Annotated in this window: 24 protein-coding genes and 2 pseudogenes; 17 read left to right on the top strand and 9 right to left on the bottom strand. The window is 66.8% G+C overall.

The features are described 5' to 3' along the window. Window positions 1–966 carry a LysR family transcriptional regulator gene (locus H7K34_RS21630; protein WP_264064076.1) on the bottom strand — a complete coding sequence of 322 codons (966 nt, stop codon included), beginning with the start codon at window positions 964–966 and terminating at the stop codon, window positions 1–3. A gap of 23 nt (window positions 967–989) precedes the next feature. On the opposite strand from H7K34_RS21630, the gene H7K34_RS21625 reads away from it, so the two are divergent. The 8 genes and pseudogenes from H7K34_RS21625 (at window position 990) to H7K34_RS21590 (ending at window position 9,638) form a co-directional block, all read left to right on the top strand. After that, window positions 990–2,159 (top strand): XdhC family protein, encoded by a 1,170-nt coding sequence (locus H7K34_RS21625; RefSeq protein ID WP_264064075.1) that lies wholly within the window; start codon window positions 990–992, stop codon window positions 2,157–2,159. Window positions 2,160–2,225: 66 nt separating this feature from the next. Then, window positions 2,226–3,104, top strand: a complete 879-nt coding sequence (locus H7K34_RS21620) for an FAD binding domain-containing protein (RefSeq protein WP_264064074.1) — start codon at window positions 2,226–2,228, stop codon at window positions 3,102–3,104. Between the two features lie 2 nt (window positions 3,105–3,106). Continuing rightward, the gene (locus H7K34_RS21615) at window positions 3,107–3,586 is read left to right on the top strand and encodes a (2Fe-2S)-binding protein (protein WP_264064073.1); all 480 of its coding nucleotides are present in this window, start codon (window positions 3,107–3,109) and stop codon (window positions 3,584–3,586) included. Continuing rightward, window positions 3,583–5,982 carry an aerobic carbon-monoxide dehydrogenase large subunit gene (locus H7K34_RS21610; RefSeq protein ID WP_264064072.1) on the top strand — a complete coding sequence of 800 codons (2,400 nt, stop codon included), beginning with the start codon at window positions 3,583–3,585 and terminating at the stop codon, window positions 5,980–5,982. The genes H7K34_RS21615 and H7K34_RS21610 overlap by 4 nt, the downstream gene beginning before the upstream one ends. Before the next feature lie 11 nt (window positions 5,983–5,993). Further along, window positions 5,994–6,692 (top strand): annotated as a pseudogene (locus H7K34_RS21605) (XdhC family protein); the annotation flags it as partial. A gap of 176 nt (window positions 6,693–6,868) precedes the next feature. Beyond that, window positions 6,869–7,747: an AAA family ATPase gene (locus H7K34_RS21600; protein WP_264064071.1), complete on the top strand. Its 879-nt coding sequence runs from the start codon at window positions 6,869–6,871 to the stop codon at window positions 7,745–7,747. 13 nt (window positions 7,748–7,760) lie between these two features. Next, on the top strand, window positions 7,761–8,426 hold the full coding sequence (locus H7K34_RS21595) for an SRPBCC family protein (protein ID WP_264064070.1): 666 nt from the start codon (window positions 7,761–7,763) through the stop codon (window positions 8,424–8,426). A 6-nt stretch (window positions 8,427–8,432) separates the two neighbouring features. Then, complete coding sequence (locus H7K34_RS21590; RefSeq protein ID WP_264064069.1) at window positions 8,433–9,638, top strand: vWA domain-containing protein; 1,206 nt, start codon at window positions 8,433–8,435, stop codon at window positions 9,636–9,638. A gap of 51 nt (window positions 9,639–9,689) precedes the next feature. Here the strand turns inward: H7K34_RS21590 and eutC are convergent, their stop codons facing one another. Further along, window positions 9,690–10,451, bottom strand: coding sequence for an ethanolamine ammonia-lyase subunit EutC (gene eutC / locus H7K34_RS21585; protein ID WP_264064068.1), 762 nt, complete (start codon window positions 10,449–10,451; stop codon window positions 9,690–9,692). Further along, on the bottom strand, window positions 10,451–11,857 hold the full coding sequence (locus tag H7K34_RS21580) for an ethanolamine ammonia-lyase subunit EutB (RefSeq protein WP_264064067.1): 1,407 nt from the start codon (window positions 11,855–11,857) through the stop codon (window positions 10,451–10,453). Before H7K34_RS21580 ends, eutC begins: the two co-directional genes overlap by 1 nt. Before the next feature lie 186 nt (window positions 11,858–12,043). Here H7K34_RS21580 and H7K34_RS21575 point away from each other — a divergent pair, with 186 nt between their 5' ends. After that, the gene (locus H7K34_RS21575) at window positions 12,044–13,162 is read left to right on the top strand and encodes a glycoside hydrolase family 76 protein (protein WP_264064066.1); all 1,119 of its coding nucleotides are present in this window, start codon (window positions 12,044–12,046) and stop codon (window positions 13,160–13,162) included. A 13-nt stretch (window positions 13,163–13,175) separates the two neighbouring features. Further along, entirely contained in the window at window positions 13,176–14,534 is a 1,359-nt protein-coding gene (locus H7K34_RS26675) for a 3-oxoacid CoA-transferase (RefSeq protein WP_272896327.1), read from the top strand. On the opposite strand, the gene H7K34_RS21560 is transcribed toward H7K34_RS26675, so the two are convergent. Then, window positions 14,469–15,194 carry a DedA family protein gene (locus H7K34_RS21560; protein ID WP_264064065.1) on the bottom strand — a complete coding sequence of 242 codons (726 nt, stop codon included), beginning with the start codon at window positions 15,192–15,194 and terminating at the stop codon, window positions 14,469–14,471. The genes H7K34_RS26675 and H7K34_RS21560 overlap by 66 nt on opposite strands. Before the next feature lie 89 nt (window positions 15,195–15,283). On the opposite strand from H7K34_RS21560, the gene fbaA reads away from it, so the two are divergent. Continuing rightward, window positions 15,284–16,318 (top strand): class II fructose-bisphosphate aldolase, encoded by a 1,035-nt coding sequence (gene fbaA, locus H7K34_RS21555; protein WP_264064064.1) that lies wholly within the window; start codon window positions 15,284–15,286, stop codon window positions 16,316–16,318. Here the strand turns inward: fbaA and H7K34_RS21550 are convergent. Then, window positions 16,315–17,160, bottom strand: coding sequence for an Rv0361 family membrane protein (locus H7K34_RS21550; RefSeq protein ID WP_264064063.1), 846 nt, complete (start codon window positions 17,158–17,160; stop codon window positions 16,315–16,317). The genes fbaA and H7K34_RS21550 overlap by 4 nt on opposite strands. A gap of 44 nt (window positions 17,161–17,204) precedes the next feature. On the opposite strand from H7K34_RS21550, the pseudogene H7K34_RS21545 reads away from it, so the two are divergent. Then, window positions 17,205–17,617, top strand: a pseudogene (locus H7K34_RS21545) (DUF3151 domain-containing protein). Here H7K34_RS21545 and H7K34_RS21540 read toward each other — a convergent pair. Genes H7K34_RS21540 through H7K34_RS21530 form a run of 3 tightly spaced genes read right to left on the bottom strand, consistent with a single transcriptional unit; the run spans window position 17,614 to window position 19,984 of the window. Then, window positions 17,614–18,495: a cation diffusion facilitator family transporter gene (locus tag H7K34_RS21540; protein WP_264064062.1), complete on the bottom strand. Its 882-nt coding sequence runs from the start codon at window positions 18,493–18,495 to the stop codon at window positions 17,614–17,616. The pseudogene H7K34_RS21545 and the gene H7K34_RS21540 sit on opposite strands and share 4 nt — an antisense overlap. Before the next feature lie 40 nt (window positions 18,496–18,535). Further along, the gene (locus H7K34_RS21535; RefSeq protein WP_264064061.1) at window positions 18,536–19,312 is read right to left on the bottom strand and encodes a site-2 protease family protein; all 777 of its coding nucleotides are present in this window, start codon (window positions 19,310–19,312) and stop codon (window positions 18,536–18,538) included. 9 nt (window positions 19,313–19,321) lie between these two features. Then, window positions 19,322–19,984 carry a peptidase M50 gene (locus tag H7K34_RS21530; protein ID WP_264064060.1) on the bottom strand — a complete coding sequence of 221 codons (663 nt, stop codon included), beginning with the start codon at window positions 19,982–19,984 and terminating at the stop codon, window positions 19,322–19,324. An 80-nt stretch (window positions 19,985–20,064) separates the two neighbouring features. On the opposite strand from H7K34_RS21530, the gene H7K34_RS21525 reads away from it, so the two are divergent. The 5 genes from H7K34_RS21525 to H7K34_RS21505 all read left to right on the top strand — a co-directional run bounded on the left by H7K34_RS21525 (window position 20,065) and on the right by H7K34_RS21505 (window position 24,838). Beyond that, on the top strand, window positions 20,065–21,363 hold the full coding sequence (locus H7K34_RS21525) for an adenylosuccinate synthase (protein WP_264064059.1): 1,299 nt from the start codon (window positions 20,065–20,067) through the stop codon (window positions 21,361–21,363). Next, a complete protein-coding gene (locus tag H7K34_RS21520; RefSeq protein ID WP_264064058.1) occupies window positions 21,360–21,998 on the top strand; it encodes a PaaI family thioesterase in 639 nt (212 codons plus the stop codon). Before H7K34_RS21525 ends, H7K34_RS21520 begins: the two co-directional genes overlap by 4 nt. A gap of 95 nt (window positions 21,999–22,093) precedes the next feature. Continuing rightward, complete coding sequence (locus H7K34_RS21515; RefSeq protein ID WP_264064825.1) at window positions 22,094–23,170, top strand: ATP-grasp domain-containing protein; 1,077 nt, start codon at window positions 22,094–22,096, stop codon at window positions 23,168–23,170. A gap of 40 nt (window positions 23,171–23,210) precedes the next feature. Next, window positions 23,211–23,621, top strand: a complete 411-nt coding sequence (locus H7K34_RS21510; RefSeq protein ID WP_264064057.1) for a rhodanese-like domain-containing protein — start codon at window positions 23,211–23,213, stop codon at window positions 23,619–23,621. Continuing rightward, window positions 23,618–24,838: an O-succinylhomoserine sulfhydrylase gene (locus H7K34_RS21505; RefSeq protein WP_264064055.1), complete on the top strand. Its 1,221-nt coding sequence runs from the start codon at window positions 23,618–23,620 to the stop codon at window positions 24,836–24,838. The genes H7K34_RS21510 and H7K34_RS21505 overlap by 4 nt, the downstream gene beginning before the upstream one ends. On the opposite strand, the gene H7K34_RS21500 is transcribed toward H7K34_RS21505, so the two are convergent. After that, on the bottom strand, window positions 24,835–26,211 hold the full coding sequence (locus tag H7K34_RS21500) for an NAD(P)/FAD-dependent oxidoreductase (RefSeq protein ID WP_264064054.1): 1,377 nt from the start codon (window positions 26,209–26,211) through the stop codon (window positions 24,835–24,837). The two genes, H7K34_RS21505 and H7K34_RS21500, sit on opposite strands and share 4 nt — an antisense overlap. Window positions 26,212–26,716: the final 505 nt, after the last annotated feature.

Raw genomic sequence — 26,716 nt, 5'->3', positions numbered from 1 at the left:
CTAGCTCCACAGCGTGACGTGAACCTTCGGGCGAAACCGCGTCACCCCGACGCCAGACCCCCGGATCATCGCCTGGATACATCGCGGGGTGGTGATGATGCGGACCAGCTCGGACACCGCCGGCTGACGCGCCGACGGCGCCAGTGTCGTGGCGCACCACTCACCCGACCGGTCCAGGCCCGGACCGTTCACGTGCACCAGCCTCGCGGCAGCGAGATCTTTGGCGACCGCGAAACCGATTGTCAGCGCGACACCGCCGACCCGCTGCACCTCCTCGAGCGCGGCCGCATCGCTCTGAAAGATTCGCTGCTGGGATTCCGGAATTGCCAAGCCGCGCAGCATGGTTGCGATCTCGCCGTCTACGCTGCCCGCCGACGGCCCGAGCATCCATTGTTGCTGGCGCAACAATCCCGGCGTCGGAATACCGTTTACCAGTGGGCTATTCGGCGCGACCACCGTAATGATCTGATATTTCAGGAAGGGCCGCATAAAGATCGACTCGTCGGCAGCCGCCGAGCTCTCACTTGCCGGGCCGATCGCGATGTCGACTGCGCGCGAGGCGATCAGCTCCCGGAATCGGCTCGTCGGATGCACGCTCAACTCCACCGAAAGGTCGTCGGCCCGCGACGAGAACAACTCGATCAGACCGGGCGCGGCGTGTTCGGCGAACGCCGTGGACGCCGCGATCCGCAGCAGCCGCCGCCCATGCGCCGCCTCGGTGACCTCGATCGCGGTTTGTTGCTGCAGACCCAGAATTTCAACCGCGCGGCTGGCCAGCCGCAGCCCGCCGGGTGTGAACGCCAGCCCCGCACCGGTTCTGGTGAACAACGGGTCGTCGAGTTCCTTGCGCAGCGCCGCGACATGCATCGAGACCCCGGCGTCGGAAACGCCAAGTTCGGCGGCGGCGGCTCGCACCGAGCCCAACCGAACCACCGCGGAATAGGCCCGAAGTTGAGCCGGAGTCATGTTATGAGCCTACTTTGGGAAGTGTGCGTGACGTGCTTGCCGAGTTGATGTCGATTTGGCGTGCTGGCGGTACCGCCGGACTGGGGACGGTAGTGCGAACCTTCCAGTCGGCGCCGAGACTGCCCGGAGCCTCGATGGTGGTCGCGCCGGACGGGTCCGTCAGCGGGTCGGTGTCGGGTGGCTGCGTGGAAGGCGCTGTCTACCAAGCTGCCACCGAGGTGACGCAGACCGGAACACCGCGGCTGGAACGCTATGGAGTCAGCGACGGCGACGCGTTCGCGGTCGGCCTGACATGCGGCGGTGTCATCGACATCTTCGTCGAGGCGATGTCGCAGACAACCTTTCCCGAACTCGGCGCGATCGCCGACGACATCGACGCGCAACGTCCCGTTGCGGTCGCGACCATCGTCGCCCACCCCGACGCGCAGTGGATCGGCCGGCGCCTCGTCGTTCGTCGTGATGCGACGGCGGGATCGCTGGGATCGGAGCGGGCCGACGCTGCCGTCGCCGACGATGCCCGCGGTCTACTCGCGGTGGGGCGCAGCGAGGTGCTCAAATACGGGCCCGACGGGCAACGGCTGGGTGAAGGCATGGAGGTCTTCGTATCCTGCTACGCCCCGCAGCCGCGGATGCTGGTGTTCGGCGCCATCGACTTTGCCACCGCCCTCGCGGAGCAGGGCGCCTTCCTCGGCTACCGCGTCACGGTCTGCGACGCACGCTCCGTGTTCGCTACGCGGGCCCGATTTCCGGCGGCCGAGCACGTCGTCGTCGATTGGCCGCACCGCTACCTCGCCGCCCAGGCGGAGACGGGTGCCATCGACGACAGCACCGTGATCTGCGTGCTCACCCACGATCCGAAGTTCGATGTGCCGGTGCTCGAAGTAGCGCTGCGGCTGCCGCAGGTCGGGTATGTGGGGGCGATGGGCTCGCGTCGCACGCACGACGACCGGACGGCGCGGCTGCGGGCGGCCGGGCTGACCGAGGCCGAACTGAGCCGGCTCGCCAGCCCGATCGGGCTGGACCTCGGGGCCCGGACACCGCAGGAGACCGCGGTCTCGATCGCGGCCGACATCATCGCCAGACGGTGGGGCGGCGGAGGTTTGCCGCTGGCCCAGCTGCTTGGCCGGATCCACCATGACGCGGCAGATCAGGTGGTCACAGGCGACTTCGAGGCGACTTCAACGATCACTTAACTCGCTATTGACGCCCCTGTCAGCGCGGCCGACACTGAGGTTCCCTTTGCGAGTGAGGTGCGCCACATGCAGGTACCCGGGCCCTTTGAATATGAACGTGCAACCAGTGTCGACCATGCGATCGGATTGCTGGATCGGCTGGGGGAGGGGGCGCGAGTAGTCGCCGGCGGCCACAGCCTGCTGCCGATGATGAAGCTGCGCATCGCGAACCCCGAATACCTCGTCGACATCAACGACCTGGCCCTCGAACTCGGGTACGTGATCACCGACCCGACCCTGGTCCGGATCGGCGCCATGACCCGTCACCGCGAGCTGCTGGAGTCCGACACCTTGGCCGCGGTGTGCCCGATCTTCCGTGACGCCGAACGGGTGATCGCCGACCCCGTGGTCCGCAACCGCGGCACCCTGGGCGGCTCGCTGTGTCAAGCGGACCCGGCCGAGGATCTGTCGACCGTGTGTGAGGCGCTGGACGCGGTGTGCCTGGCCCGCGGACCCTCGGGTGAACGCGAAATACCGATCGACGACTTCATCGTCGGGCCGTACGAAACCGCGCTCGCCTTCAACGAGATGCTCGTCGAGGTGCGGATACCTTTGCGGCACAACACGTCCAGTGCCTACGCGAAAGTGGAGCGGCGGGTTGGTGACTGGGCTGTAGCGGCGGCGGGGTCCGCGCTCACGCTCGACGGTACAGCGATCGTCGCGGCGCGCCTCGGCCTGACCGCCGTCAACGTCGACCAGGCAGCACTGGCTGAAGTCGCCGCAGGACTGGCCGGGCAGGCCGCCACCGAGGAGGTCTTCGCCGACGCGGGTCAACGGGCCTCGCAAGCCTGCGACCCGGTGACCGATGTTCGCGGCACCGCCGAGTACAAGCGGCATCTGGCCGCCGAACTGACTACCCGGACCTTGCGCACCGCCGCCGAACGAGTACGGGCAGAAGGGAATTAGCCATGCAGGTGAATATGACCGTCAACGGCGACCAGGTCAGTGCCGACGTCGAGCCCCGGATGCTGCTCGTGCACTTTCTGCGTGATCATCTGCGGCTTACCGGAACCCACTGGGGTTGCGATACCAGCAACTGTGGAACCTGTGTGGTCGACGTCGACGGCGTGCCGGTGAAATCCTGCACGATGCTGGCCGTGATGGCGTCGGGCCACAGTGTGCGGACCGTCGAGGGGCTCGCGGTGAACGGCGAGCTGGACCCCGTGCAGGAGGGCTTCATGCGTTGCCACGGGCTGCAATGCGGCTTCTGCACACCGGGAATGATGATCACCGCCCGCGCCCTGCTGGACAGCGACCCGAACCCCGACGAGGACACCATCCGGGAAGCGATCTCGGGGCAGATCTGCCGATGCACCGGATACACCACGATCGTGCGCTCCATTCAGTGGGCCGCATCGCACACAGCTCCAGTGCAGGCCGGGTCATGACCACCATCGAATCTCGCCCGCCGTCACCGGAAGACCTGGCCGACAACGACCAAAAGCCGTGCGGCTATGGCCGGATGATGCGCAAGGAAGATCCCCGGTTCATCCGCGGCCGGGGCCGCTACGTTGACGACATCGCGCTGCCGGGCATGCTGCACCTGGCGATCCTGCGTTCGCCGTACGCACACGCCACCATCGTCAGCATCGATGTGACTGCCGCGCAAGCACATCCGAAGGTTAAGGCGGTGGTGACCGGCGCCGACCTGGCCGCCAAGGGCCTGGCCTGGATGCCGACGCTGTCCAACGACGTGCAGGCCGTACTGGCCACCGACAAGGTTCGCTTCCAAGGTCAGGAGGTGGCATTCGTCGTCGCCGAGGACCGGTATTCGGCCCGTGACGCGTTGGAGCTGATCGACGTCGACTACGACCCGCTGGACCCGGTCGTGGATGTGCGCACGGCGCTCGATCCGTCCGCGGCCGTGATCCGCACCGACTTGGAGGGCAAGACCGACAACCACTGCTTCGACTGGGAGACCGGCGATGCGGCCGCCACTGATGCCGCCTTCGCGAAGGCCGACGTGGTGGTCACGCAGGAGATCGTCTATCCCCGGGTACACCCGGCGCCGATGGAAACCTGTGGTGCGGTAGCGGATCTGGATCCGGTGACAGGCAAGTTGACGCTGTGGTCCACGAGCCAGGCACCGCACGCACATCGCACGCCCTACGCGTTGGTCGCCGGTCTGCCCGAGCACAAGATCCAGGTGATCTCGCCCGACATCGGCGGGGGATTCGGCAACAAGGTGCCGATCTACCCCGGTTACGTCTGCGCGATCGTCGGCTCGCTGCTACTGGGCAAGCCGGTGAAGTGGATGGAGGACCGCAGCGAGAACCTGACCTCCACCGGCTTCGCGCGTGACTACATCATGGTCGGCGAGATCGCGGCCCGCAACGACGGCAAGATCCTGGCGATCCGGTCTACCGTGCTGGCCGACCACGGCGCATTCAACGGCACGGCGGCGCCGGTGAAGTATCCGGCGGGCTTTTTCGGGGTGTTCACCGGCAGCTACGACATCGAAGCCGCCTATTGCCACATGACGGCGGTGTACACCAACAAGGCGCCCGGCGGGGTGGCTTACGCGTGTTCGTTCCGGATTACCGAGGCGGTGTATTTCGTTGAGCGGCTGGTCGATTGCCTGGCATTCGACCTGAAGATGGATCCGGCTGAGCTGCGGCTGCGAAACTTGCTGCGGCCCGATCAGTTCCCGTATCGCAGTAAGACCGGCTGGGTGTATGACTCGGGTGACTACGAGACCACCATGCGCAAGGCCATGGACATGATCGGCTATGACGTGCTGCGCGCCGAGCAGACCGAGAAGCGCGAGCGCGGCGAGCTGATGGGCATTGGCATGTCGTTCTTCACCGAGGCCGTCGGCGCCGGCCCTCGCAAGGACATGGACATCCTCGGCCTCGGCATGGCCGACGGCTGCGAGCTGCGGGTGCACCCGACCGGCAAAGCCGTGGTGCGGCTTTCGGTGCAGACCCAAGGCCAGGGCCATGAGACGACGTTCGCCCAGATCGTCGCCGAGGAGTTGGGCATTCCGCCCGACGACATCGATGTGGTGCACGGCGACACCGACCAGACGCCGTTCGGGCTGGGTACTTACGGAAGCCGGTCCACGCCGGTGTCCGGGGCGGCGGCGGCACTGGTGGCCCGCAAGGTCCGCGACAAGGCGAAGATCATCGCGTCGGGCATGCTCGAAGTCTCGGTGGCCGACTTGGATTGGGAGAAAGGCAGATTCCATGTCAAGGGCGATCCGTCCGCAGCGGTCACCATTGCCGACATCGCGATGCGCGCGCACGGCGCCGGTGATCTGCCCGACGGCATCGAGGGTGGTCTGGACGCCCAGATCTGCTACAACCCGGAGAACCTGACCTACCCGTACGGCGCGTACTTCTGTGTGGTGGACATCGATCCGGGCACCGCAGTGGTCAAGGTGCGGCGCTTCCTCGCGGTGGACGACTGCGGTACTCAGATCAACCCGATGATCATCGAGGGCCAGGTGCACGGCGGGATCGTCGACGGTATCGGAATGGCGTTGATGGAGATGATCGCCTTCGACGAGGAAGGCAACTGCCTCGGCGGATCGTTGATGGACTACCTGATTCCGACCGCGGTCGAGGTGCCGCATCTGGAAACCGGACACACCGTGACGCCGTCGCCACATCACCCGATCGGCGCCAAGGGCATCGGCGAATCGGCAACGGTCGGCTCGCCACCCGCGGTGGTCAATGCGGTGGTGGATGCGTTGGCGCCGTTCGGGGTTCGGCACGCTGACATGCCGCTGACGCCCTCGCGGGTCTGGGAGGCCATGCAGGGCCGCGCGAGACCGCCGATCTAGGGGCCTTGCCGATGTCGACGATCAGCGAGCGGGCTCAGCAACTGTTGGCGGCGCGCACACCCTTTGTGCATGCCACGGTGGTGCGTGCCCAGCCGCCCACGTCGGCGTTTCCGGGTGATGAGGCAATCTTATTGCCGGACGGAACAATTGAGGGGTTCGTCGGCGGGCAGTGCGCGCAGAACTCGGTTCGCAAGGCGGCGCTGGGTGTGCTGCAGGCGGGCGAGAGTGTGCTGCTGCGCGTGCTGCCCGACGGCGACGTGCATTTCCCGGAGGCCTCCGGAGCCAGCGTGGTGGTCAACCCGTGCTTGTCCGGCGGGTCGCTGGAGATCTTCCTGACACCGCAGCTGCCGGCGCCGCTGATCCGGATCTACGGCGCGACGCCGATCGCCGACGCGCTGATCGAGGTGTGCCGGGTGCTCGGCTACGACGCCCGGCGTGACACCGACTTGTCCGACACCTCCGCCGTGGTGATCGCCAGCCACGGTGGGCCGGAGGCCGAAATCATCCGCGCCGCGCTGGACAACGGCGTCGGGTATATCGGCCTGGTGGCCAGCAGAGTGCGCGGGGCCTCAATCCTGAACGACCTCGAACTCTCCGAGGACGAGCGAGCCTGCATCCACACGCCGGTCGGATTGCGCATCGGCGCGAAGACGCCCGCGGAGATCGCGGTGTCGATCGCGGCCGAGCTGATCGCCGCCGTGCGCGACGGCAGCCTGGCCCGGCTGTCCGTCCCGCTGAACGACGGCCCGGCCGAAGCCGTCGACCCGGTGTGTGGCATGACGGTGCCGATCGGGCTCACTACCGAGCATCTGGAACTGGCCGGCACCGATTACTGGTTCTGTTGCCCGGGATGCCGATCGGCATTCGCCGCCGAAAACGCCGGCACATGACACCGGAAGTGTTCGCCGGCCCCGACGAGGTAGTGCGCCAGTTCGACGCAAAGGACTACCTGCTCGACACCGGGACCGCGTCCGCGATTTATCTGGCCGTCACGCTCGGCAGGCCGCTGCTGCTCGAGGGGGAGCCGGGAGTGGGCAAGACCACGGCAGCGAAAACCCTTGCGGCCGTGTTGAAAACCAGCATGGTGCGGTTGCAGTGCTACGAGGGCCTGACCGCGAACGAGGCGCTCTACGACTGGAACTATCAACGCCAGCTGCTGTCCATCCGGCTGGCCGAGGCCCGTGGTACGGGCATCGAGGAAGCGGACCTCTACACCGAGGCCTATCTGGTCGACCGGCCCATCCTGCAGTGCGTTCGGCACCGCGGACCGGCGCCCCCGGTGCTGCTGATCGACGAAATCGACCGCGCTGATGACGAATTCGAAGCTCTGCTGCTGGAGTTCCTCGGCGAGTCCGCGGTGACCGTCCCGGAGCTGGGCACCTTCGTCGCCGAGCGGCCGCCGATCGCGGTGCTCACCTCCAACCGCAGCCGCGACCTGCACGATGCGCTGCGGCGGCGTTGCCTGTACCACTGGATCGACTATCCTGAGCCATCCCGTGCCGCGGCTATCGTTCGGCGAACGGTGCCCGGTGCGGCCGCCCCGCTGATCGAGCAGGCCACCCAGTTCGTCGGCAGCGCACGCGATCTCGACCTTGACAAGCCGCCCGGTGTGGCCGAGACCATCGACTGGGTCGCCGCCCTGGTGTCGCTCGGCGTCGCGAACCTCGTCGACGATTCCGCCGTCATGAGCCTGGGGGCGCTGGCCAAGACGCCCGACGACCGTACGCAGATTCGCGACGCGTTCACCGAGTACAGCCGCACCTGAGAGGACCCGCAGCATGAAAATCGCCAACCAGTTCACCGTAAGCGCGCCCATCCAACAAGCCTGGGACGTGCTGTGCGACCTGGAGCAGGTGATCCCGTTGATGCCGGGAGCCCAGCTGATCGGCCATGAAGGCGAGGAGTATCTCGGCAAGGTCAAGGTCAAGGTTGGCCCGGTGACAAGCGAATTCAGCGGCAAGGTGCGTTTCGTCGAACAGGACAGCGATGAGTATCGCGCGGTCATCGATGGCAAGGGCAAGGAAGCGCGTGGCACCGGCAATGCGGCCGCCACGGTCACCGCGCAGCTGCAGGCAAACGGGGAGCAGACCACCGTCAGCGTCGACACCGATCTCAAGATCGTCGGCAAACTGGCCCAGTTCGGCAGCGGCATGTTGCAGCAGGTCTCGGAGAAATTGTTGGGGCAGTTCGTCGAATCGCTGGAGGCCAAGTTGGCCGCTGAGAAGAACGGCGACCGAGCCCCTGCCGAAGCGGCAGCGGAGGAGCCCATTCCCGCGTGGCCGGTGAATCCGGTCCCGGGAACCCGGCAAGCACCCGTTTCCGAACCCGAACCCATCGATCTGCTGCAGCTCGCCGGCGGCGACCAACTCAAGAAATACGCCGCCCCGGCGCTGGCAGCGCTGGCCGCGCTGGTGCTGATCTGGGTGCTGCTGCGACGGCGTTAGCGGCTTGTGGCCACCCCATTGCTGTTGCGGGGCGTCGATCGGGCGGCGCTGGCGACAGCGCTGGTCGCTCGTCTGCGCAGCGTTGGGGTATTGGTGTCCGCCAGTGGCCCGGCCAGCTTCGTGGAAGCGCTGCGAAAGCTGATGCCGGACAACATATCTGCGCTGTACTGGGCGGCCCGGCTGACGTTGGTCAATCGGATGGAGGATCTGGGCGCCTTCGATGCGGTATTCGCGACGGTGTTCGGTGCCGCCGAACCCGACGGCACCACGGCGCCCGAGACGGCGCTGCCGTTGCCGGGACCCAAAACGCCGGCTGCCGGCACGCTGCGCTCGGGCGGTAGCGGATCCGGTTCCACCCAAAAGCTGCCCTGGGTGACGCGGAGCATCGCCGCGGCGGAGCAGACGGCAGGCTCGAGTCTGCTAGTGCCGGACGTGCTGCCCAGCCGCATCGCGGCGCTGGCGGACGAATCGTTCGACCGATTCGATCCCGAAGACCTCCGCCTGCTCGGCATCTGGCTGGAAGCGACCGTCGCGCGCTGGCCGCGGCGCCGCAGCCTGCGATTCGAGCCGAGCCCTGGCGGCAAGCGAATCGACCTGCGGGCCACCATGAACGCGTCGCGCTCGACCGGCTGGGAATCGATGGTGCTGGCGCGAACCCGGCCGCGCCGCCGGCCGCGGCGGATCGTGCTTGTCTGCGATGTCAGCCGCTCGATGCAGCCCTACGCCGCGGTCTATCTGCATCTGATGCGGGCGGTGTTGCGCCAGGGCGGAACTCGTCCCGAGGTGTTCGCGTTCTCGACGTCGCTGACCCGGCTCACCTCGGTGCTCTCGCACCGATCGGCCGAGGTGGCGCTGCAGCGGGCCAACGCCAAGGTCACCGACCGCTACGGCGGCACCTTCATCGGCCGCAGCCTGGGCGCGCTGCTCGCCCCGCCGCATGGCAACGCGCTGCGCGGCGCCGTGGTGATCATCGCCTCGGACGGCTGGGACAGCGATCCGCCCGACGCGCTGGAGCACGCGATGGTCCGGCTGCGTCGCCGTGCCGATCGGCTAGTGTGGCTCAATCCCCGAGCGGCACACGGTGAATTCCAACCGCTGGCGGGGTCGATGGCCGCGGCCCTGCCGTACTGCGATCTGTTTCTGCCGGCACACTCGCTGACCGGGCTGCGCGAACTGCTGCAGGCATTGGCCAGTGTGCATCCTTGGCATTGAGTGTGCACCCAGGGCGGCGACACGCTGGCCGAGGCCGCCGACGGCGCACACTCAAATCTGTTGGCGCACAGCCAATCCTCGGGAGGCGTCTTTGAGGGCGACGCCGGAACGACCGAGCTCGCGGGCTCCGGCGACGAGCGCGGCGGCGACGCCCGCGGCCGTGGGGTAGTCCAGGCCGTCGGGCGGATGGATGTTGGAGATGCAGTTGCGGTCGGCGTCGGTGAGCCCCGGCACCGGACGATGCGTGAGATAGATACCCAGGCTGTCGGCGACCGAGAGTCCCGGGCGTTCGCCGATAAGCACTAGAACTGTTGTGACGCCAAGTGATTGACCGATATGATCCCCGAGCGCCACGCGCGCCTGGGTGGCGATGACCAGCGGTGCCATTCGGTAGCGGCCGCCGAATTCGCGGACCAGCGCGTCGACCAAGCCCACGCCATGGTCGGTCAGCGCGCGGGGTGACAATCCGTCGGCGAGGACAAAGCCGATGTCCGCCTTAGTTTTTGGTAAGTCCGACAGGTCAGCGGGGCTGCGACCGAGGTCAGGCCGCCGCAGGTACTCGCTGCGCGAGGTCGCCCGGCTGTGTACCCGCAGCGGCTGGTCGATGCCGATGTGATGCAGCTGCTCGATGAGGTCGTCGACGTCGAGTGGGTCATGGACGGCATCGCGCGCCGCGGCGTGGGCTGCCTGGAATTCCAGAATCCGATTGGTGGGCAACGAGTTTCCCGCACGTCCGAGCCCGATGCGTGCCTGCGTGGTCGCTCGTAGCGGCGCCCAAATATCGCAGTCTGACGGCAGATTCGCAGTGCTCATCAGCCGGCCGCCAATGCTCGCAGCGGCGACGTCGCGAGGTCGACGGGAAGGATCCGGCCGTCGGCATCGGCCATACCCAGGCTGGCCAGCCACGTCGCGAATTCAGGTGCTGGTCGCAGCCCCAACGCTTTTCGCACGTACAGCGCGTCGTGCAAGGACAGGCTTTGATAGCCGAGCATGATGTCGTCGGCGCCGGGAACGGCGATCACGAACGCGGTACCCGCCACGCCCAGCAGCGTCAGCAGCGTGTCCATATCGTCCTGGTCGGCTTCGGCGTGGTTGGTGTAGCACACGTCGACACCCATCGGCAGGCCGAGCAGTTTCCCGCAGAAGTTGTCTTCGAGCCCGGCGCGGATGATCTGCTTGCCGTCGTAGAGGTACTCGGGCCCGATGAATCCGACCACGGTGTTGATCAACAGCGGTTGTAGTGCCCGGGCTACCGCGTAGCAGCGCGCCTCGAGCGTCTGCTGATCGACCGGCTTGTTACCCATGCCGAGGTGGGCACCGGCCGACAGCGCCGAACCCTGTCCGGTCTCCAGATACATGACGTTGTCGCCGACCGTGCCGCGGTGCAGCGATCGGGCCGCCTCGTTGGCCTCGGTCAACATCGTGATCGAGGTGCCGAAGCCGGTATTGGCGCCCTCGGTGCCCGCGATGGACTGGAAAACCAGGTCGACGGGCGCGCCCCGCTCGATCAGCTCCATCGTCGTCGTGACGTGGCACAGCACGCACGACTGCACGGGGATGGCGAACCGTTGGCGAATGTCGTCGAGCAGGTGCAGCAGATCCGACGCCGCGTGCGGCGAGTCGGTCGCCGGGTTGATGCCGATCACCGCGTCACCGCAGCCCATCAGCAGGCCGTCGAGCATCGCCGCGGCTATGCCGCGCGGGTCATCGGTGGGGTGGTTGGGTTGCAGCCGGGTGGCAAGCGTGCCGGGCAATCCGATCGTGGTTCGGAAGGCCGCGGTAGTCGTCGCGGCGGCGGCAACCAGGATCAAGTCCTGGTTGCGCATGATCTTTGACACCGCGGCGACCATCTCCGGGGTGAGTCCCGGGGAGACGGCGGTGATCCACGCCGCGCTGTCGTCGAGCGATGCCGTATCCAGGAGCCAGTCGCGAAAGCCACCGACGGTCAAGTGCGCGATCGGGCCGAACGCCTCGCGGTCGTGGCTGTCGATGATCAGCCGGGTGACCTCATCTGTCTCATACGGCACGACCACGTCGTTGAGAAATGTCGTCAGCGGTATGTCGGCCAGTACCCACGCCGCCGCGGCCCGTTCGGCGTCGGAATCGGCGGCGCAACCGGCCAGCTGGTCACCGGAGCGCAGCGGCGTTGCCTTCGCCATCACGTCGACCAGGCCGTCAAAGGCGTAGGTCGTCCCCGAAATGGAGTGCCGGTAGCGCATATTTCACAGTAGGACACCTTTGGGTCACCAGCAGGTCAACGTGGCCGGTGCCGGGTCCGTTACGTCGAGTGTGCGGTCCCGGCGACGACACGCCGATCCGGGCCGCCGTGAGTGCACACTCAAGTCCCTAAGTACACACCCGACGCCCACAGCACCGCCAATGCGCATGAGGCAGGATCGGCAGGTATGGATCAGCTATGGGCCAACCGGGCAGCCAGCTCCGAAGCCGCTGTCGCGCAACGACACCTGAAGCGGCTGTGGGCCTTGCCGGGAACCCAGCTGGGAGTGGTGGCCTGGCCGGCGACGCGGCGGGACAGGTTGTTCGGCACTTGGCACTACTGGTGGCAGGCGCATCTGCTGGATTGCCTGGTCGACGCGCAGCTGCGCGACCCACAGCCGCACCGGCACACCGAGATCAACCGCCAGGTCCGCTCACACCGGCTGCGCAACAACTTCCGCTGGACCAACAGCTATTACGACGACATGGCATGGCTGGCGATCGCCCTGGAACGCGCCGCCCGGATCGCCGGCGTTGAGCGCAGCCGAGCTCTGCCCAAGCTGGCCGATCAGTTCGTCAAGGCATGGGTGCCCGAAGACGGCGGCGGTATCCCGTGGCGTAAGCAAGACCAGTTCTTCAACGCCCCGGGGAACGGTCCGGCGGGGATTTTCCTGGCCCGTTATGGCGACCACCTGAAGCGAGCAGGACAAATGGGGGACTGGATCGATCGCACCCTGATCGACCCCGAGACGCACCTGGTATTCGACGGCATCAAGGCTGGCTCGCTGGTCCGCGCGCAGTACACCTACTGCCAGGGCGTGGTGCTCGGGCTGGAAACCGAGCTGGCCGCCCGCACCGGCGCCGAAGCCCGGGCAACACACGCCCGGCGCGTGTATCGCCTGGTCGCTGCCGTCAACGAACATATGGCGCCGGCCGGTGTGCTGAAGGGTTCCGGTGGCGGCGACGGCGGGTTGTTCGCCGGCATCACCGCCCGCTACCTCGCGCTGGTCGCCACCTCACTACCCGGTGACTCCGCCGACGACGCGGTGGCCCGTGACACCGCGCGCACGATCGTGCTGTCCAGCGCGAAATCGGCGTGGGATTACCGGCAGACGGTGGACGGGCCGCCGTTGTTCGGCGCGTTCTGGGACCGCGACGCGGAGCTGCCGACGACGGGCGGTGCGCAGGCGCAGTTCGTCGAGGGCGCGGTGAACGCTTCGGAGACTCCCGAACGGGATCTGTCGGTGCAGCTGTCGGGGTGGATGCTGATGGAGGCCGCCTGTAACGTCACCGCCGTCCAGTATTGATAAGGAGCGCTCGATGACCCCTTCCAGCACCAAGGTCCGTCCTGACGCCGAGTCGGCTCTGCGTGACCTGCTGAAGGACGGAATCACCATTGCCGCAGGCGGATTCGGCCTGTGCGGCATTCCGGAGAACCTGATTCAGGCGCTGGTCGACAGTGGCGTCAAAGACCTGACGATCGTCGGAAACAACGCCGGTGTCGACGATTTCGGCATGGGGCTGTTGCTCAAGGGTCGGCAGGTCAAGAAAGTCATTGCCTCCTACGTAGGAGAAAACAAGGAATTCGAACGCCAGGTGCTGGCCGGCGAACTGGACCTAGTGCTTACCCCGCAAGGCACGCTGGCCGAGAAGTTACGCGCCGGCGGCGCGGGGATTCCGGGCTTCTACACGCGCACCGCCTTTGGCACCCAACTCGCCGAAGGCAAGGACATGCGAGTTTTCGACGGCATCGAATATGTGCTGGAGGAAGGCATCCACGCCGATGTCGCGATCGTCAAGGCGTGGAAGGGCGACAAGGCAGGCAACCTGGTCTACCGGCGGACGGCGCGCAACTTCAACCCGATGATCGCCACCTGCGGCAAGGTGACCGTTGCCGAAGTAGAGCAGCTGGTCGAGGTTGGCGAGTTGGATCCCGACGACATCCACACCCCCGGCATCTATGTGGACCGCATCATCCAGGGACCCAGCTACGAGAAGCGGATCGAATTCCGCACTACGGCCGGCGGCGCCGCGACCAAGAACGACAGCCCGATCCGCGAGATCATGGCCAAGCGCGCTGCCCGAGAACTGCGCGACGGCTACTACGTGAACCTGGGAATCGGCATTCCGACGCTGGTGGCCAATTACATCCCCGACGACATCAACGTGACGCTGCAATCAGAGAACGGCCTGCTGGGAATCGGGGCATACCCGGCTGAGGATCACGTGGACCCCGACCTCGTCAACGCCGGTAAACAGACCATCACCACGATCAGCGGTTCCAGCTTCTTCAGCAGCGCTGATTCCTTCGCGATGATCCGCGGCGGCCACATTGACCTGTCCATCCTCGGCGGCCTGGAGGTGGCCGAGAACGGTGACCTGGCCAACTGGATGGTGCCGGGCAAGATGGTCAAGGGCCCGGGCGGTGCGATGGACCTGGTGTCGGGTGTCAAGCGGGTGATCGTCGTAATGGATCACACCGCCAAGGACGGCAGCCCGAAAATTCTCAAGCAATGCACGCTGCCGCTGACCGGAAAAGGTGTGGTGGACATGATCATCACCGACCTGTGCGTGTTCGACGTCGACCCGCAACGCGGCCTCACCCTGACGGAGCTACATCCCGGGGTGACGGTCGCCGACGTCCGTGCCAAGACCGGTTGCGATTTCGTCGTGGCCTGAACCGCCTGAACCCTCCTTGTTGGCGCGCCGTCGCGCCAGGTAGCCCCGCGTGGCGGCGATAAGTGCCGGCAGTAGCGAGACGAACAGGATGACCAGGATGATCTTTTCCAGATTCTGGTGCACGAACGGCACGTTGCCCAGGAAGTAGCCGGCAACCGTCACGCCGCCGCCCCACAGCACGCCGCCGACGATGTCGAAGCCCAGGAACACCGGATAGCGCATGTAGGACACCCCGGCGACGACCGGCGTAAACGTCCGGATGAACGGCATGAAGCGGGCCAGGATGATCGCCGCGGGTCCGTACTTCTCGAAGAAGGCGTGCGAATCGGTCACGTAATGCTGCTTGAAGAACCGGGAATCTTCCTTCTTGAACAGCGCCGGCCCGATCCGGCGGCCGATGAAATACCCGGTTTGGTCGCCCAGCACCGCGACTACCGCGACGGCAGGCGCCAGTACCCAGATGTTCAGCGTTCCGTGGGCGGCCAGCAGGCCCCCGGTGAAAAGCAGCGATTCGCCGGGCAGCAGCGGAAACAGCAGACCGGTCTCGACGAAGACGATGACCAGGATGGTCGGCAACACCGCGGAGGCGAACAAGCCCTGGGGGCCAATCCAGAACATCGGGTCGATGATGTCGGGCAAGGCCGTCACGGCGGTGCTCATGGTGCCTCAACATACCGGCCCCGAGGTGGCTGCCCGCCGCCAACGTCGGGTTGCGATACTGAGGCAACTGAAGTCTTCAGGAGGAATTCATGCCCATCGCAACCCCCGAGGTCTATGCCGAGATGCTGGCGCGCGCGAAAGAGAACGCGTACGCCTTCCCGGCCATCAACTGCACCTCGTCGGAGACCGTCAACGCCGCCATCAAGGGTTTCGCCGACGCCGGCAGCGACGGCATCATCCAGTTCTCCACCGGTGGCGCCGAGTTTGCCTCCGGCCTCGGGGTCAAGGACATGGTCACCGGCGCGGTCGCGCTGGCCAAGTTCACTCGCCACATCGCGGCCGAGTACCCGATCAACGTCGCGCTGCACACCGACCACTGCCCCAAGGACAAGCTGGACACCTACGTACGCCCGCTGCTGGACATCTCGGCCAAGCGCGTAGCGGCGGGTAAGGACCCGCTGTTCCAGTCGCACATGTGGGACGGGTCGGCCGTGCCGATCGATGAGAACCTCGTGATCGCCCAAGAGCTGCTCAAGCAGGCCGCTGCCGCCAAGATCATCCTGGAGATCGAGATCGGCGTGGTCGGCGGCGAGGAGGACGGCGTCGCCCACGAGATCAACGACAAGCTGTACACCACGCCGGAGGACTTCGAGAAGACCGTCGAGGCGCTGGGTCACGGTGAGCACGGTCAGTACCTGCTCGCCGCGACGTTCGGCAACGTGCACGGCGTCTACAAGCCCGGCAACGTCAAGCTGCGCCCAGACATCCTCGACGAGGGCCAGAAGGCGGCGTCGGCCAAGCTCGGCCTGCCCGACGGGTCCAAGCCGTTCGACTTCGTTTTCCACGGCGGATCGGGTTCGCTGAAATCCGAGATCGAGGAAGCGCTGCGCTACGGCGTAGTGAAGATGAACGTCGACACCGACACCCAGTACGCGTTCACCCGACCGCTGGCCGGCCACATGTTCGCCAACTACGACGGCGTGCTCAAGATCGACGGCGAGGTGGGCAGCAAGAAGGTCTACGACCCGCGCAGCTACCTCAAGAAGGCCGAGGCGTCGATGACCGAGCGCGTGATCGAGGCCTGCAACGACCTGCACTGCGCCGGAAAGTCAGTGAGCAGCTAGCCGCTGGGGGACTGGCAGATCTTCCACTGATCGTCGCGGTACTGCAGGTCGAGGCTGCGTGTGGAGCGGACTTGCGGGTCGAAGGCCATGAAAGTCGTGATGTTGGCCTCGGCGTGCTGCCCGTTGACGACGATCTGGTCGATGCTGGCGATCACGGGATACTGCTTGGCCGCCGAAACCCGTTGGTAGGTCTCGGTCCACGCGTGCTCGTCGTAATCGACGTAACCGTCGCGGGTGGCGCCGCAGGTGATACCGCGCAGCAGAGTCAGGTCACCGCGCTGCACCGCGTTGTCGAAGGAGTTGATGGTCTGGCGGACCATGTCTTCCTGCGAGACGTGTGAGTGCTTTCCGCGGGTCAGCAACACGGTGCCCAGGATGGCGATCGCGGCGAGCGCCAACACGATCACGGTGATCGCCAGCACCCAGCCCCAGTTGAAGCTCCTGGCTCCGGATCGCGGCTTGCTGCCGTCCCGTCCCGGGATCGATTGTGGCACAGCAGGTTTCGTAGGAAATGCCGGCTGCCCCGGCTGCCCCGGCTGTCCCGTCGGCCCTGGCTGCCCGGGCGGCGTCGAAAAGACTTCCGTCGCGGGCTCCGCAGTGGTGTGGATGATCGCCGTTTCTTTCGCGTCGAAGCCGGGCGCGGTGAAGCGGCGCTCGTGCTGCTGCCCTGCCGGGTCGCCCTCGAGCTGGTTGTCCGGATCGGGGTTGATGACCACGGTCTCAGTTTCAGGATCCGACGGCAGCAGTGGATAGGCCTCGGTTGCCTCGTCGACCTGCTCGGATTCCGCGTCGCCAGCAGGGTCGACCCCGTGTTCGCGGCCGGGCTCTGGTGGGTTAGGCATGAGTTGGAGCTTAGCGACCCGCGGCGGGACGGCAGAATGGAACTATGACACCGATGGGTGATCTCCTGGGACCTGATCCAATCCTGCTGCCCGGCGACATCGAAGCCGAAGCCGAACTGCTGGCCAACGAGAATCCGGGCATCGTCGCCGCGGCACATCCGTCGGCGTCGGTGGCCTGGGCGGCCCTCGCCGAGGAGGCGCTGGCCGACGACCGGGCCATCACGGCCTACGCGTACGCCCGGACCGGCTACCACCGCGGGCTGGACCAGTTGCGCCGCAATGGCTGGAAGGGCTTCGGGCCGGTGCCCTTGCGCACGAGCCCAATCGTGGCTTCCTGCGCTGTGTGGCGGTACTGGCCAAGGCCGCCGACACGATCGGCGAGACCGACGAGCTGAACCGCTGCTTGGACCTGCTCGACGACTGCGACCCTGCGGCACGCAAAGAGCTCGGTCTCTAGCAGTCGCTGTTGCGGTCCTCGACCTGCACGGTGGCGTGCTCGAGCCCGCGGACGTGCAGCACTTCACGGGCGTCACTGAGCACGCGGGTCGAGTCGCTGGAGCTGATCAGGTGCACGGTGCACATGTCCTTGCCCGGCGACAGCGTCCACACGTGCAGGTCGTGCACTTCGGCCACGCCGTTGACGGCGCCCAGGGCCGACCGCAGCTCCTCGACGTCGATGTGGGCCGGCGAGGTCTCGGACAGGATCCGCAGCGCCGCGCGAGCCAGTGAGAACGCGCGGGGCAGCACCCAGAGCGCTACCAGTACGGCGACCACTATGTCGGCGTAGGGCCAGTGCGTCGTGACCGTCACGATTCCGGCGATCAGTACGCCCAGGCTGCCAACGGTGTCGGCGACGACTTCCATGTACGCGCCCTTGACGGCCAGGCTGCCCTCGGAGTCTGCCCGCAGCAGCATCGCCACGGCGAAGTTGGCGACCAGCCCGGCCAGCGCCACCACGATCATCGGCGTACCGGGGACCGACGCTCCCGTGCCGAGCCGCTCGATTGCCTCGTAGAGGATGAACGCTGCCACCCCGACCAGCAACACCGCGTTGGCGACCGCGGTGAAGACCTCGGCGCGGTGCCAGCCGTAGGTGCGATCCGGGGAGGTGCTGCCGCGCTTGGCCAGCATCACGGCCGCCAGCCCCATGAACACCGCGACCACGTCGGTCAGCATGTGCCCGGCATCGGCCAGCAGCGCAAGGGAATTGATCAATAGCGAGGTGGTCAGTTCGATGACGAAGAACGTCGCCAAGATCCCGGCGGCCATGATCATGCGGGGGATCATCCGAGACGCGTCGGCCTCGGCGGGGGTGTGACTGTGTCCGGCGCCCATGCCGATCAATATATGCGCGTAACCGCATATATAGCAAGGATTAGAACCAGCGGCTCCAGAAGCGGGTCAGCGAGTTGCCGGCGGTGGCCAGCAGATGCGGCACCCCGGAGAAGTCGAAGAACCAGTCCACGACCGCGAACAGCCACTGATTGATCGCCGGCGCCAAAAGCAGGAACAGCAGAATGAACACGCCGTACTGCTTGGCCGGCGCCACCGCACGCTGCGTCTCGGGGCTCAGATGCGGCTCCAGGGCGTCATAGCCGTCCAGGCCGGGGATGGGCAGCAGGTTCAGCACCACCGCCATGATCTGCAGGAAACCCAGAAACGCCACGCCGGCCCAGAGCACCCAGTGCTCCGGGTCGAAGAACAGCCGGGCCAGGGCCAGCAACAGCACCGCTAGCAGCAGGTTGGCCGCCGGACCGGCCAGACTGACCAGGGTTCGTCGCATCGGCGTCATGAACCAGGTGCGCACATAGACCGCGGCGCCGGGCAAGCCGATGCCGCCCAGCGCGATAAACACCATCGGCAGCAGCAGCGAGAGCCCGGGATGGGCGTAGCGCCGCGGGTCCAGGGTCAGGTAGCCGCGCACTGCCTCGTCGTGGTCGCCGAAGCGCCAGGCGGTCGCCGCGTGGCCGAATTCGTGCAGGCACAACGAAACCAGCCAGCCGGAGATCACGAAGATGAAGACCCCGGCATACGCCATCGGTCGCACGGTCGCGCCGGCCAGCCAGGCCACCACGCCGCCAACGGCCGTCAATGCGACCAATGCCAAGAAGATTGGGCTGGGTCGCACCGATGCGTGCCCGTGTGAGTCCACCGGTCGAAGCTACCGGACCAGCAGCCAACCTTCGACGTGACGGTAGAAGGTCGATCGCCGGGCGGGGCGCGCCGCGGCGACGCCGTCCCGGATCACCACGACGCCGGTGCTGCCCAGCTGCACGGCGCGACCGGCCATCCACCGGCGCCAGCGGGTGCGCAGCGAGGCCCGCAGGCCCGGCACGGCCAGGGTGGGCTCGATGTAGGCGCCGGTGACGTCGCCGTCGAAGAGCTGCGCGTCGTCGACGACGGCCTCGCCGTGCATGCGTTGTTGGCCCGCCGGCGGCAGCCAGCCGGCCCGCCCGACAATCACCGCGCCGGTCTCGTCGCGCACCAGGGTGACTCGCTGGGGTGTGCCGCGCCGCGCACGCCGCGCCGCCCGCCGTCCCGCCGGTAAGCGATAGATCCGCGTCGCCCGGGTGCGGCGGTCCGGCACGTAGGCCACTTCGACGTCGAGTCGCTCGGCGCGCAGCAGCCTGCTCAGCACGGCCGCCAGCTCGGCGTCGTCGCCGAGGACGACCAGCCGTCGGTAGGGCCCGATCGCGGCGTCGATGGCGGCAGCGTCGGCCGCACCTTCGGCTTTATGCGTCGGCAGGCCGTCCAGCGGACCAGGCAGTCGGCGCGCGCCGAACCACAACACCGCCACGCTGGCCGTGTCCGCGGCGATATTCATGAGCTCCTCGCGACCTGCTGGGTTATCGTTGGTCCCCGGCTGGACCACAATAAGCAGGCGAGACCAGGCGGGAGCATGTCATGCCGGCAATCGTCCTTATCGGCGCCCAATGGGGCGACGAGGGCAAAGGTAAGGCCACTGACCTGCTCGGTGGGCGTGTGCAGTGGGTGGTGCGTTATCAGGGCGGCAACAACGCCGGGCACACCGTCGTCTTGCCGACCGGGGAGAATTTCGCACTTCACCTGATCCCTTCGGGAGTGCTGACGCCCGGCGTCACCAACGTCATCGGCAACGGCGTGGTGATCGATCCCGGCGTGCTGCTCGACGAGCTGAAGGGCCTGGAAGTCCGCGGAGTCGACACCTCCAAGCTGCTGATCTCCGCGGACGCGCATCTGTTGTTGCCCTACCACGTGGCCATCGACAAGGTGACCGAGCGCTACATGGGCAACAAGAAGATCGGCACCACCGGCCGTGGCATCGGGCCCTGCTACCAGGACAAGATCGCCCGCCAGGGAATCCGGGTTGCCGACGTGCTCGACCCGGAGCTGCTGACGCACAAGGTCGAGGGCGCCCTGGAACTCAAAAACCAGATCCTGGTCAAGATTTACAACCGCAAGGCGCTGGATCCGCACCAGGTGGTCGAGGCCCTGCTGGAACAGGCCGAAGGTTTCCGGCATCGCATCGCCGACACTCGGCTGCTGCTCAACACCGCACTGGAGTCCGGCGAGACCGTGCTGCTGGAGGGCTCGCAGGGCACGCTGCTCGACGTCGACCACGGCACGTATCCCTATGTGACGTCCTCGAATCCGACCGCGGGCGGGGCGGCCGTCGGGTCCGGCATCGGCCCGACCCGGATCACCACCGTGCTCGGAATTCTCAAGGCCTACACCACCCGAGTGGGCTCGGGCCCGTTCCCGACCGAGTTGTTCGACGAGAGCGGCGAGTACCTGTCCAAGACCGGCGGCGAATTCGGTGTCACCACCGGGCGGCGGCGTCGCTGCGGCTGGTTCGATGCCGTGATCGCACGGTATGCCACCCGCGTCAACGGCATCACCGACTATTTCCTGACCAAGCTCGACGTGCTGTCCAGCCTGGAGACCGTGCCGGTGTGCGTCGGCTACCGGGTCGGCGGCGCGCAGACCAACGAGATGCCGATGACGCAGAGCGATCTGCACCGGGCCGAACCGATTTACGAAGAGCTGCCCGGCTGGTGGGAGGACATCTCGGACGCGCGGGAGTTCGACGACTTGCCGGCCAAGGCGCGCGATTACGTGTTGCGTCTGGAAGAGCTTGCCGGAGCACATGTTTCATGCATCGGCGTGGGGCCGGGACGGGATCAGACCATCGTGCGCCGCGACGTCCTGGCGGCTCGCCGGTGACCGATCCTGATCCCAAAGAGCTCGACCCCGAATACGAACACCACGGCGGCTTCCCGGAATACGGCCCGGCCACCCCGGGCCCGGGATTCGGCCGGTTCGTGGCGGCCATGCGCCGGCTGCAGGATCTCGCCGTGTCGGCCGACCCCGCCGACGACGTCTGGGACGACGCGGCCGAGCGGGCCGCGTCGCTGGTGGAGCTGCTGGGGCCGTTCCAGGCCGATGAAGGCGTCGCGCCCGCGGGCCGCACGCCCGATCTGCCCGGCATGGGCAGCCTGCTGCTGCCGCCATGGGTGTTGACGCGGTATCAGCCCGACGGTGTCGAAATGACGGGCCATTTCACCCGCTTTCATGTCGGCGGCAATCACGCGGTGCACGGCGGTGTGCTGCCGCTGCTGTTTGACCACATGTTCGGGATGATCTCCCATGCCGCGAATCGGCCCATCAGCCGTACTGCCTTCCTGCATGTCGACTACCGCAAGGTCACCCCGATCGACGTTCCGTTGCTGGTGCGTGGACGGGTCACCAGCACCGAGGGCCGCAAAGCGTTCGTCTCCGCCGAATTGGTCGACGGCGACGACGTGGTTCTGGCCGAAGGCACCGGCCTTATGGTGCGGTTATTGCCCGGTCAGCCGTAATCGGCGCTCGGCCGCGCTCGCGACGCACCTATCCTTAGCTGGTGACTGACGGCGTGACCGAACGACAGCGCGAGACCTCTCACGGGGCCCGGGTGATGTTGCTGGGTTCCGGCGAGTTCAGCCGGGAGCTGGCGATTGCGCTGCGGCGCCTCGGCGCGAAGGTCGAGGAGCACGCCGACGCGACGGCCGGCGATTTGGCAGGGGCGATCGACCGGCTGCAACCCGACTTCGTGGTGACCGCCACCCGCGCGGTCTCCGTTGCCGCCCTCGAGGCGCTGGCTGCCCGATCCGAGAGCGACGGAGCCGTTGAACTGGTGCCCAACGCCCGCACCGTCCGGCTGACCAACGACCGGGAGGGCCTGCGCCGGCTGGCCGCCGACCAGCTGGGCCTGCCCACCGCGCCGTTCTGGTTCGTCGGATCGGTCGGCGAACTCAAGGCGGTGGCCGCACACGGCGGATATCCGCTGCTGGTGGAGTCGCTGGGCGAGACGCCCGGGCGTTCGGTGGTTTCCGGGCCCGACGACGTCGAGCCCGCGTGGCGGCGCGCGGTCGGGCAAGCCGAGCAGCAGCGAGTGTTGGCCGAAACGGAGGTCGAGGTCGAGTTTTACGTCACCCTGCTCGCAATCCGCAGCGAGGGCGCAGGCGGGCCGGTGATCGAGTTCTGCTCACCGATCGGGCATCGTCGCGCCGAGCCCGAGGTGCTGGAATCCTGGCAGCCCCAGAAAATGAGCCCGGCCGCACTCGACGCCGCCAAGTCGATCGCCGCCCGCATCCTCAAAGCGCTCGGCGGCCGCGGCGTTTTCGCCGTCGAATTGATGATCAATGGCGACGAGGTGTACTTCGCCGATGTCAGCGCCGTGCTGCCGCAGAGCGCCTGGGTAACCCTACGTAGCCAGCGGCTTTCGGCGGTCGAACTACAGGCCCGGGCAATTCTGGGTTTGCCGGTGGACGCCCTGATGATTTCACCGGCCGCCGCCCGCACGATTCACCCGGCGCCCACTGCCGAGGCGTTGACGGCGGCGTTGGCCGTCGGCGAAAGCGACCTTCGCGTGTTCGAGCCGGGGCCCGGCCCGCGCCGGGGAATCGCCCTGGCGACCGCACCCGACGTGGCTGCCGCACGAGACCGTGCCCGCGAGGTGGCCACCGCGGTGTCACGGGGCCGCCAGCTGTGAGGTTCGCAGGGGAGGAACTGAATGTGCGAGACTCACGCGGATGAGCTACGCAGGAGATATCACGCCGCTTGAGGCATGGAAGTTGCTGAGCGACAACCCCCAAGCTGTCCTGGTCGACGTGCGCACCGACGCCGAATGGCGATTCGTCGGGGTGCCCGATTTGTCGAGTCTTGGACGCAATGCGGTGTTCATCGAATCGAACACGTCGGACGGGCAGCACAACGCGAACTTTTTGGCTGAGTTGAAGGACCGGATCCCCACGGAGTCGGGCCCGGTGGTCTTTCTCTGTCGCTCGGGAAACCGCTCCATCGGTGCCGCCGAGATCGCGACCGACGCGGGCATCGCGCCGTCCTACAACATCCTGGACGGTTTCGAAGGGCAACTCGACGCACTCGGCCACCGGGGTGAAACCGGTTGGCGGGCAGTCGGATTGCCCTGGAAGCAGCAATGACCGATAAGCCGTCGGTCCGCACTCCGAAGGCACTCCCTGACGGCGTCGGCCAAGCCACCATTGGTGTGCGCGGCGGACTCCTGAGGTCCGAGTTCGAAGAGACTGCCGAGGGCATGTTCTTGACCTCCGGCTACGTCTACCCGTCGGCTGCCGAAGCCGAGCGGTCGTTCACCGGCGATCTGGACCGGTTCGTCTACTCGCGCTACGGCAATCCCACCGTGTCAATGTTCGAGGAACGACTGCGGCTGATCGAGGGCGCGCCGGCGGCGTTCGCCACGGCCAGCGGCATGGCCGCGGTCTTCACCTCGCTGGGCGCGCTGCTGGGCGCGGGCGATCGGTTGGTGGCGGCGCGCAGCCTGTTCGGCTCGTGCTTCGTGGTGTGCAACGAGATCCTGCCACGCTGGGGCGTCGAGACAGTGTTCGTCGACGGCGACGACCTCGCCCAGTGGGAGCAGGCGCTGTCGGTGCCCACGCAGGCGGTGTTCTTCGAGACGCCGTCGAATCCGATGCAATCGTTGGTGGATATTGCCGCGGTGACCGAGCTGTCTCATGCGGCGGGTGCAAAAGTGGTGCTGGACAATGTCTTTGCCACACCTCTGCTGCAGCAAGGCTTTCCGCTCGGCGTCGACGTGGTGGTCTACTCCGGCACTAAGCACATCGACGGCCAGGGCCGGGTGCTGGGCGGTGCCATCCTTGGCAACCAGGAGTACATCGACGGGCCGGTGCAGAAACTGATGCGGCACACCGGCCCAGCGATGAGCGCATTCAACGCCTGGGTGTTATTGAAAGGCCTTGAGACGATGGCGGTTCGGGTGGAGTACAGCAACTCCTCGGCGAGCCGGATCGCGGAGTTCCTGGAAGGCCACCCGGCCGTGAGTTGGGTGCGCTACCCGTGGTTGTCGTCGCACCCGCAGTACGACCTGGCCAAGCGTCAGATGTCCGGCGGCGGGACGGTGCTCACCTTCGAGCTCAACGCGCCGGCCGGTGCCGCGAAGGACCGGGCTTTCGAGGTGCTGGACAAGCTGCAGCTGATCGACATCTCGAACAACCTCGGCGACGCCAAATCGCTTGTCACACACCCGGCTACGACGACGCACCGGGCCATGGGGCCCGAGGGTCGCGCCGCGATCGGGCTTGGTGACGGCGTGGTGCGTATCTCGGTCGGCCTGGAAAACACCAACGATCTGCTCGCCGATATCGACCAAGCCCTGAGCTAGCCGGCTCTCTGCTCGGCCGCTTGCTTTTCGGTTTGGTCCGTCGCTTCTTGCGTCGTCGCTTCCATCCAGTTCTGTGCGACCACCCGGGCGTACATCATCTGGCTGGTGATGGCCATCTGGCCTCTTCCGTCGCCCAAGAAGGTGATGAACCATGCGATCACTGTGGTGAACCGGTTCTTGAATCCGACAAGGTAAAGGAGGTGCAACCCCAGCCAAGCCAGCCAGGCGATGAGGCCGCCGAACTCCAGCTTGCCGACCTGTGCGACGGCGCTGAATCGGGAGATCGTGGCCATGCTGCCCTTGTCGAAGTAGCTGAAGGGTTTGCGGGCTGCCGGATCGTCGGTGCCCTTGACCATGTGCTTGATCAACGTCGCGGCGTAGTGCGCGCCTTGAATCGCGCCCTGTGCCATGCCGGGTACGCCGGGCACAGACATCAGGTCACCGACGACGAAGACGTTCGGGTGACCCTTGACGGTCAGGTCGGGTTCTACGACCACCCGTCCGGCACGGTCGACCTCGGTGCCGTCGGACTGGTCGGCGATGATCTTGCCCAGCGAGCTGGCCTGGACACCGGCAGCCCAGACCTTGCAGGCGCATTCGATGCGGCGCTTTGTGCCGTCCTTCTCCTTGATCGTCAGGCCCATGTAGTCCACGTCATCGACCATCGCGTCCAGCTGGACTTCGACGCCCATCTTTTCCAGCCGGTGTTGCGCCTTGAGTCCCAGCTTCTCGCCCATCGGGGGCAATACCGCGGGCGCGGCGTCAAGCAGGATCACCCGGCAATCGCGCGGCTCGATGGTCCGAAACGCGTCCTTCAGGGTGCGGTGGGCGAGTTCCTTGATCTGCCCCGCGACCTCTACGCCGGTGGGGCCCGCGCCGACGACGACAAACGTCAGGCGTCGCTGGCGCTCTACCGGATCGTCGGTGAATTCGGCGGCATCGAACGCACCGAGGATTCGCCCGCGCAATTCCAGCGCATCGTCGATCGTTTTCATGCCGGGCGCGTAGGTCGCGAACTCGTCGTTACCGAAGTAGGACTGCTGGGCGCCGGAGGCCACGATCAGGCTGTCGAACGGGGTCACGGTCTCCATGCCCATCAACTTCGACGTCACCGTGTTGGCCCGCAGGTCGATACCGTCGACGTCACCCAGCAGCACCTGGACGTTCTTCTGTTTGCGCAGGATCAGTCGGGTGGCGGGCGCGATCTCGCCTTCGGACAAGATGCCGGTGGCCACCTGATACAGCAGTGGCTGGAACAGGTAAGTGGTCGTCTTCGAGATGAGGGTGACGCTGACGTCGGCACGCTTGAGCGCTTTGGCCGCGTTCAGCCCCCCGAACCCGCTTCCGATGATGACGACGCGATGGCGCGACATGATTCTCCTTCAGGTCGTTAGATCCTTCTGGCCTCTACAGTCTTCGCAGCGCATACCCACCCTATGACTTTGCCTCGCCTGACGTCGCGCGTTCGCCGGGTCGGCCCCCGGGCTCACGCAGGCAGCGGTCGCGGAACGTCGCCGCGACCGCTGCCTGCGTTGACGTTCGGATTAGCGAGCGCCGCCGGTGCTGCCGCCTCCGCCTCCGGTGCTTCCGCCTCCGCCGCCGCCTCCGCCGCCGCCACCGCCGGTGCTGCCGCCTCCGGTGCTGCCGCCACCGCCAGGGGTGCTGCCGCCTGGTCCGCCTGGTCCGCCGGGATGGTCAGGTCCGCCGGGTCCGCCTGGTCCGCCTGGTCCGCCTGGTCTGCCGGGGTGGTCAGGGTATCCAGGTCCGCCGGGGTGAGCGTGGTGGTATCCCGGCGGGTAGGGCACAACGCCGGGGTCGGGCGTCACCAGGGTGTTCCAGTCGTCTCGGCAGTTGATCGGAGCCGGACCCCATCCGGGG

It is taken from the genome of Mycobacterium montefiorense (genome assembly GCF_025823255.1).
Classification (GTDB): Bacteria; Actinomycetota; Actinomycetes; order Mycobacteriales; family Mycobacteriaceae; genus Mycobacterium; species Mycobacterium montefiorense.
The sequence above is the reverse complement of the archived record's forward strand: the minus strand, read 5'-3'. Positions and strand labels throughout refer to the sequence as shown.

Coding starts and splice junctions, on each gene's coding strand:
- H7K34_RS21630 (WP_264064076.1), bottom strand. CDS start 966: ATGACTCCGGCTCAACTTCGGGCCTATTCCGCGGTGGTTCGGTTGGGC.
- H7K34_RS21510 (WP_264064057.1), top strand. CDS start 23,211: ATGAGCTACGCAGGAGATATCACGCCGCTTGAGGCATGGAAGTTGCTG.
- H7K34_RS26675 (WP_272896327.1), top strand. CDS start 13,176: ATGACCCCTTCCAGCACCAAGGTCCGTCCTGACGCCGAGTCGGCTCTG.
- H7K34_RS21550 (WP_264064063.1), bottom strand. CDS start 17,160: ATGCCTAACCCACCAGAGCCCGGCCGCGAACACGGGGTCGACCCTGCT.
- H7K34_RS21610 (WP_264064072.1), top strand. CDS start 3,583: ATGACCACCATCGAATCTCGCCCGCCGTCACCGGAAGACCTGGCCGAC.
- H7K34_RS21575 (WP_264064066.1), top strand. CDS start 12,044: ATGGATCAGCTATGGGCCAACCGGGCAGCCAGCTCCGAAGCCGCTGTC.
- H7K34_RS21540 (WP_264064062.1), bottom strand. CDS start 18,495: ATGGGCGCCGGACACAGTCACACCCCCGCCGAGGCCGACGCGTCTCGG.
- H7K34_RS21580 (WP_264064067.1), bottom strand. CDS start 11,857: ATGCGCTACCGGCACTCCATTTCGGGGACGACCTACGCCTTTGACGGC.
- H7K34_RS21560 (WP_264064065.1), bottom strand. CDS start 15,194: ATGAGCACCGCCGTGACGGCCTTGCCCGACATCATCGACCCGATGTTC.
- H7K34_RS21600 (WP_264064071.1), top strand. CDS start 6,869: ATGACACCGGAAGTGTTCGCCGGCCCCGACGAGGTAGTGCGCCAGTTC.
- eutC (WP_264064068.1), bottom strand. CDS start 10,451: ATGAGCACTGCGAATCTGCCGTCAGACTGCGATATTTGGGCGCCGCTA.
- H7K34_RS21525 (WP_264064059.1), top strand. CDS start 20,065: ATGCCGGCAATCGTCCTTATCGGCGCCCAATGGGGCGACGAGGGCAAA.
- H7K34_RS21530 (WP_264064060.1), bottom strand. CDS start 19,984: ATGAATATCGCCGCGGACACGGCCAGCGTGGCGGTGTTGTGGTTCGGC.
- fbaA (WP_264064064.1), top strand. CDS start 15,284: ATGCCCATCGCAACCCCCGAGGTCTATGCCGAGATGCTGGCGCGCGCG.
- H7K34_RS21620 (WP_264064074.1), top strand. CDS start 2,226: ATGCAGGTACCCGGGCCCTTTGAATATGAACGTGCAACCAGTGTCGAC.
- H7K34_RS21595 (WP_264064070.1), top strand. CDS start 7,761: ATGAAAATCGCCAACCAGTTCACCGTAAGCGCGCCCATCCAACAAGCC.
- H7K34_RS21515 (WP_264064825.1), top strand. CDS start 22,094: ATGTTGCTGGGTTCCGGCGAGTTCAGCCGGGAGCTGGCGATTGCGCTG.
- H7K34_RS21500 (WP_264064054.1), bottom strand. CDS start 26,211: ATGTCGCGCCATCGCGTCGTCATCATCGGAAGCGGGTTCGGGGGGCTG.
- H7K34_RS21505 (WP_264064055.1), top strand. CDS start 23,618: ATGACCGATAAGCCGTCGGTCCGCACTCCGAAGGCACTCCCTGACGGC.
- H7K34_RS21615 (WP_264064073.1), top strand. CDS start 3,107: ATGCAGGTGAATATGACCGTCAACGGCGACCAGGTCAGTGCCGACGTC.